Source organism: Halomonas sp. BC04 (genome assembly GCF_000568385.1).
Genome location: NZ_AZQX01000366.1, coordinates 1 through 5,531, shown reverse-complemented (window position 1 = coordinate 5,531; position 5,531 = coordinate 1). Strand labels below are relative to the sequence as shown.

Below are 5,531 nucleotides of genomic sequence, written 5' to 3'. Positions count from 1 at the left end.
CTTCATCACGGCATCGCCTATATCTACCTGGAGTATTTTGGCCTGTCGCCGGCCATGTACCCTGTGGTGTTCGGCGCCAATGTGCTGGTGATCGCGCTCTCCAATCGGGTGAACATTCATCTGCTGGTTCGTCGCTCGCCCCAGCAGAACCTGCATCTCGGCCTCAGCATCCAGTTGATCGCTGCCCTGGGGCTGGCACTGGCGGCGGCCCTGGGGCTTGCCTCGCTTCCCGTCGTCGTACTGCTGGTCATGGTCTATGCCGGGATGATTGGCCTGATCACGCCCAACGCCATGTCGGCACTGCTCGATCACTTCGGCCATATGAGCGCCACGGCGACGGCCATGATGGGCGGGATCAAGTTCGGTTCCGCCGCACTGGCCGGTGTCATGGTCGGTATCTTCGAGATCGAGAGCCTGTGGCCCATGGTGTTGACCATGCTGCTGGCATCGCTGATCGGCAACCTGGGGTTGCGTCGGCTGGCGGGAATGCCGGCCCATGCTTGAGCCGCTGCAGTCATGGCTCGGTCTGGACCTCACGGTCTGGCTGGGTTGTGCCCTGGTGCTGTTGCTGGGGGCCTTCGTGCAACGTGCCACCGGTTTCGGCCTGGCAGTGGTAGGGGCGCCGCTGCTATTGATGCTGGAGCCGCGCCTGGTGCCGGTCATCCTGGTGCTGTTCGGCTTCATGGTATCGCTAATGATGGTCCGTCAGTATCGGCATGAGATCCGTATCAGCGAGATCGGCATGGCGCTGGTGGGGCGGTTGCCCGGCAATGGGCTGGGCCTTTGGCTGCTGCTGACGGCTCCCATGGTCGTGCTCGAGAAGTTGATCGCCGCCAGCGTGCTGTTTGCCGTGGCAGTCACCCTGTTCCGGTTTCGCTTGCCGGTCAATTCGGCAAGCCTGTTCGGGGCCGGGGTATTGTCGGGTGTCTTCGGCACCGTGGCCGCCATCGGCGGGCCTCCCATGGTGCTCCTGTGGCACGGGCTTTCCCCGGATCGGCTGCGTGGCAACCTGGCGGCTTTCTTCATCATCACGTCACTGCTGACCTTGGCGACGCTGGCGTTTGCCGGCCAGGTGCGGCTATGGCATCTGGCGTTGGCGTTGACATTTCTGCCGGCGGTATTCGCCGGCAATGCCCTGGCGGATCGCATCGCCCATCGCCTCGATCGCCGTCTGCTTCAGGGTGCGTCGCTGTCGCTCTGTACCCTGGCCGCGCTCGGCCTGCTGCTCTGATCGAGTGACGGAGCCGTTAACGGTGCAGGGCATGAGCCCGGATGCACTGACGCCATGGTCGGGTTGCGGTAAACTGAGCAATAACTCAGAAACCCGGAATGCGCCTTGATTTCTCTGGAACCCAATAAACTGTTCAAATGCCTGGGTGACGAAACCCGCTTGCTGTTGACCTTGCTGATACTGCGAGAAGGTGAGCTGTGTGTCTGCGAGTTGACCCACGTGCTGGATGAGTCGCAGCCCAAGGTGTCGCGCCACCTGGCTCAGCTGCGTGCCTGTGGTGTGCTCAACGACCGCCGTGATGGCCAGTGGGTCTACTATGGCTTGAAGGCGGAGCTCCCGTCCTGGGCGGTGCAGTCGCTTGAGGCGGCGGCGCAGGGCGAGGTGGAACGCCTGCGGCGGCTGCAGCAGCGCCTCGCCTCCATGGGCAATCGCCCGGAGCGACGCCTGGCCATGTGTTGACCTGTACTTTGGTGGAGAGGGCTGCTGTAGGAGCGCTGGTTCCCATCGCGACTGGCGCCGCAGGCGCCCTGGCGGAGACGGCAACGTCAGTGGTGAATGCCAACGCTGGTAACACCGCCGGGAGGCCTTCGGCCTCCAGTCGTGAGCTGAAGCTTCCTCCGACAAGGTGGCGTGGCACCGCCGGTGGTAAAAGCAGCTGTTGGAGCGCTGCTTTGCATCGCGACTGGCGCCATCAGGCGCCTTGGCGGAGTCCGGCGCGTTGGTGTTCGTTGCGCACACCGGCAACACCGCCGGCGCGATCTGAAGATGCTCCTACAATGCGGTAGTTGCAGACCTTGTTGGAGCGCTCGGTTCGGCGCCCCGACTTTGTGTCGCGTCAGGCGCCTTGGCGGAGGTTGCCCAGGCCAGTGGTCATTGCCATGGCCTTTGGCCAGTGACGATCAATGAGCCTCAGTCATGGAGTTCCACCCAGCGTATGGGATGGTGGTCGATATTCCCATGGTCCGTTGTGGAGCCTGTCTGGACGGAGAGGATCTCCAATTGCCAGGTCACGGTCTTGCCGGCGAGCGGGTGGTTGCCATCCAGCATGGCGCCGCGCTCGGTCAGCTCCACTACCTTGAGGGAGAACTTCCCCCGCTGCCCACCCGGCGTCAGCGTCATGCCGATACGGATCGCCTGACCCGGCGGCAGGTTCTCGCGTACTGCTTCGAAGACCAGCTCAGGTCGGTAGGGGCCGTAGGCCTGCTCCGGCGCCAGGGTCACCGTGACCCGGTCACCCTCCCGCTTGCCGAGCAGGGCTTGCTCCAGTGCCGGTAGCATCTGGCCGCTACCGTGGACATAGCGCAGCGGGCGGCCCGGCGGGGAAGTGGCGATCAACTGGCCGCCCTCTTCGGTCAAGGTGTAAGCAGCTCTGACCTCACTCAAGGCGTGTATCTGCATGCTATGGCTCCCGTGCCAATCCTTCATGAACCCTGCCTGTACGACTCGTCAGCGCCCCTGTACCCGTCCTCCAGTGGCTTTGGCCCGGCCCTCGAAGTATCCACTTCACTGCAGTCCGCACAGATCATCAGATGATCGGCAGTGAGTCCGGCTTGCTCCAGGCGCTGCTGCATTTCACTCAGGATTGCACTCGGTATGAACGCCGTACCGCAACGGCCACAGGACTGAGGGGCAGAGACGACAGCGGCATTCCCGTATTCATTGCCATCATCACTCGCTCGTTTGGCAACCGTTGCCTTGTCGCCATGTGGGGTATGGAAAGGGGACGCTTCCACCGCATGCCGGTCGATCACTGGTTGCAGCCAAGCCAGCTCTCGCTGCAGCTGACGTTGGGTCAATTCCACCAGAAGTCGCCAGAGTCGCTGCTCGGGTCTCGCTTCATCGGCACATTCAACAATCTTCTGATGCAGTCCTTTTACGGCGGGGAGCGTGTAGTCCCGGGTCATGATGTGAAGATCCTGAAGCCAGTAAAACCGTTCCGGCAGGGTCTCTTCACCCATTTCGGTGTCGGCTTCACCTTGTGCTTCCAGTACCTGGCTCATGATCCAGGCATACCATTGCAGGTTCAGGGCGAGGTGGTCGGGCAAGTCGTGGAAGTCATCCCGTTTCGTCAGTTGATGACGAAAGTAGAAGGCTTCGATCATACGGCTGCCTTGACCTGCCGCGGACCCGTCCAGATAGGCCCCCAGATTGAGCGGGGCGGGCGCAGGTGGCATCAGGAACAGCTTGCTGTATCCCACCAGCAGTTGCTGGGATGTGTGAATGTCCGTGAGCGCCTGGCTGAATTCATGCAGCCAGGTGTCGGCGATGGCCGGCAGTTGGGTAGAGAGCTCCTGGAGGTCGGGCAGCAGCCCCTGGTTCAGGTCGTCCAGGGTTACCTGGGTGACCGGGGAGAGGAATGCCTTCGACAGGCAAAGGTAGAGCTCGGCCGGGGCCATCAAGTCGGTGTCCTGGATCATGGCCACTCCATGAGCAGGGCCTGCCCCCAGGGCAGGCCGGTTGATCGAATCGTGATTGTCAGGTTGCCGCTGCCTCGCCCGCGCCAGACGGTTGATCCTCGATTGGCTGGGGTTCAGCCGCTGTCTGATCACGGAACTGCCTTGCATGTCGCCCAGGTTGAAGAATTTCTCGCCCAGGAGGTAAAGCACGAAGAACAGGGACCAGCCGGCAATGGTCAGCGCCCACTCGGTTGCCGAGGGGGTGTAGCTCAGCAGATTGGGCTCCCAGGTACCCCTGAAGAGGGGGACGACCTGCCCACCGACCACGAAGTAGAAGCGTTCGGCAAAGAGCCCCAGGAATACCAGGCCCGAAACCAGCACCTGAATGTCCATGCGGTTGCGCAGCGTGGTGCTCAGCATCAGCACGAAGGGCAGCAGGAGGCCAAGCAGCAGTGCCGCGTTGTACCAGGGCGACGCAAACAGGTATTCGCTCCAGACCAGGCTGATTTCCGGGTTGTTGGTGTACAGGCCGGTGATGGCGCGTGCGGCGATGAACAGCAGGGTGCCGCCGATCAGTGCCGCAAACAGCTTGGGCAGGGCCCCGGTGAGCAGCGCCTGAAGGGCCTGGGGCATGCGCTCACGCTTGAATCCATAGGCCAGGTAGACGAAGAACACCAGGGCGGCGACGCCACTGGTGATGCCGGTAAAGTAGAAGTAGATCGGCAGCAGGGCATCGAACCAGAACGGACGCATGCTCATCATGCCGAAGATCAGCGCCAGGTTGCCGCTGGCCAGCAGGACACCGATAAAGGAGGCGATACCCACCTGCTTGCTGGTCTTGCTGTCCCACTCCCCGCCCTGCAACTTGCTGAATTTCCATAGAATGAACAACAGGTCCAGGGCATAGAATACGCCCATCCAGAACATGGCCGACTGCACCTGCAGGTTGAGCGGGATGGCCCACAGCATGCGGAAGACGTTGCCCAGCTCCAGCGCCAGAACCGCCATGCCGGAAATCAGCACGATGAAGGCGAGGAAGATGCAGCGCTTGGCGATGGGATAATACTGCTTGAAACCGAATACCAGCGGCAGCGAGGCGATCAGCCCCAGCCCCGACGATGCCAGTGCGAAGTAGAGGTAAGTGGCAATCGGCTGTCCCCAGGGCAGGGTAGAGCTGGTGTTGAAGGAGGTGTGGCCGGTACTGGCCAGCTGCATTACGCCGAAGCCCAGGCTCGCCAGGAGTACGATGGCGGCAGCGACCAGGAGGGCCGACCCCAGCTTGCCCTGGAGCGCATTAGGTGAAGTGGAAGTCCTCATGCATCATCCCCCCTGTCTGCTGGTGTAAAGGCCGGCACACTCGCTCCGGCACCCAGGTAATAGACCTGCGGCCGGTTGCCGGTGTGGTCCTTGAGTCGCACGCCATGCTTGTCGCCGATCAGCTGGTTGACCTGGCTCTCGGGATTGTCCAGATCGCCGAAGTAGCGCGCCTTGGGTGCGCAGGTGCGCACACAGGCCGGTACGTACTCCTTCACGGCGGGATTGTCCTCATCGAGATCGGCCACGCCTTCTGGTGCATGCTTCACCTTGTGGTAGCAGAAGGTGCATTTCGATACGACGCCCTTGGCTGAATGCCGATGCCGCGGCTCCAGTCCTCTTCCGGGTTCTGGTAGGGCGGGCTCCACAGCTGGCCGTTCTCGCTCGGGTAGGCCCCGCGGATGTCCGGTTCGATGAGTGGCTTTTCGTCGGAATAGAAACGTACCCCATAGGGGCAGGCGATCATGCAGTACTTGCAGCCGATGCACTTGTTCCAGTCGACGAAGACGATGCCACCGGCATCCGGGTCCTTGTAGGTGGCCCGGGTCGGGCAGACATGCACGCAGGAGGGGTTCTCGCACTGCATGCAG

6 protein-coding genes and 1 pseudogene are annotated in these 5,531 nt (G+C 62.3%); 3 read left to right on the top strand and 4 right to left on the bottom strand.

Annotated elements, in window-relative coordinates; genetic code table 11:
- From Q427_RS32805 to Q427_RS24740, 3 genes and pseudogenes are all read left to right on the top strand, one after another.
- A pseudogene (locus Q427_RS32805) lies at positions 1-504 on the top strand (Bcr/CflA family drug resistance efflux transporter); the annotation flags it as partial.
- A complete protein-coding gene (locus Q427_RS24745) occupies positions 497-1,231 on the top strand; it encodes a sulfite exporter TauE/SafE family protein (RefSeq protein ID WP_043518004.1) in 735 nt (244 codons plus the stop codon). The pseudogene Q427_RS32805 and the gene Q427_RS24745, both read left to right, overlap by 8 nt.
- 108 nt (positions 1,232-1,339) lie before the next feature.
- Complete coding sequence (locus Q427_RS24740; protein WP_043518011.1) at positions 1,340-1,690, top strand: metalloregulator ArsR/SmtB family transcription factor; 351 nt, start codon at positions 1,340-1,342, stop codon at positions 1,688-1,690.
- Positions 1,691-2,140: 450 nt separating this feature from the next.
- On the opposite strand, the gene Q427_RS24735 is transcribed toward Q427_RS24740, so the two are convergent.
- From Q427_RS24735 to Q427_RS34800, 4 genes are all read right to left on the bottom strand, one after another.
- Positions 2,141-2,629 carry an FKBP-type peptidyl-prolyl cis-trans isomerase gene (locus Q427_RS24735; protein ID WP_051496682.1) on the bottom strand — a complete coding sequence of 163 codons (489 nt, stop codon included), beginning with the start codon at positions 2,627-2,629 and terminating at the stop codon, positions 2,141-2,143.
- 23 nt (positions 2,630-2,652) lie between these two features.
- Entirely contained in the window at positions 2,653-4,944 is a 2,292-nt protein-coding gene (gene nrfD / locus Q427_RS30655; RefSeq protein ID WP_081786200.1) for an NrfD/PsrC family molybdoenzyme membrane anchor subunit, read from the bottom strand.
- The gene (locus tag Q427_RS34805) at positions 4,941-5,189 is read right to left on the bottom strand and encodes a hypothetical protein (protein ID WP_231613908.1); all 249 of its coding nucleotides are present in this window, start codon (positions 5,187-5,189) and stop codon (positions 4,941-4,943) included. The genes nrfD and Q427_RS34805 overlap by 4 nt, the downstream gene beginning before the upstream one ends.
- Positions 5,190-5,206: 17 nt before the next feature.
- Positions 5,207-5,531: 4Fe-4S dicluster domain-containing protein (locus tag Q427_RS34800; protein WP_231613907.1), on the bottom strand; the 325-nt coding region annotated here is incomplete at its 5' end.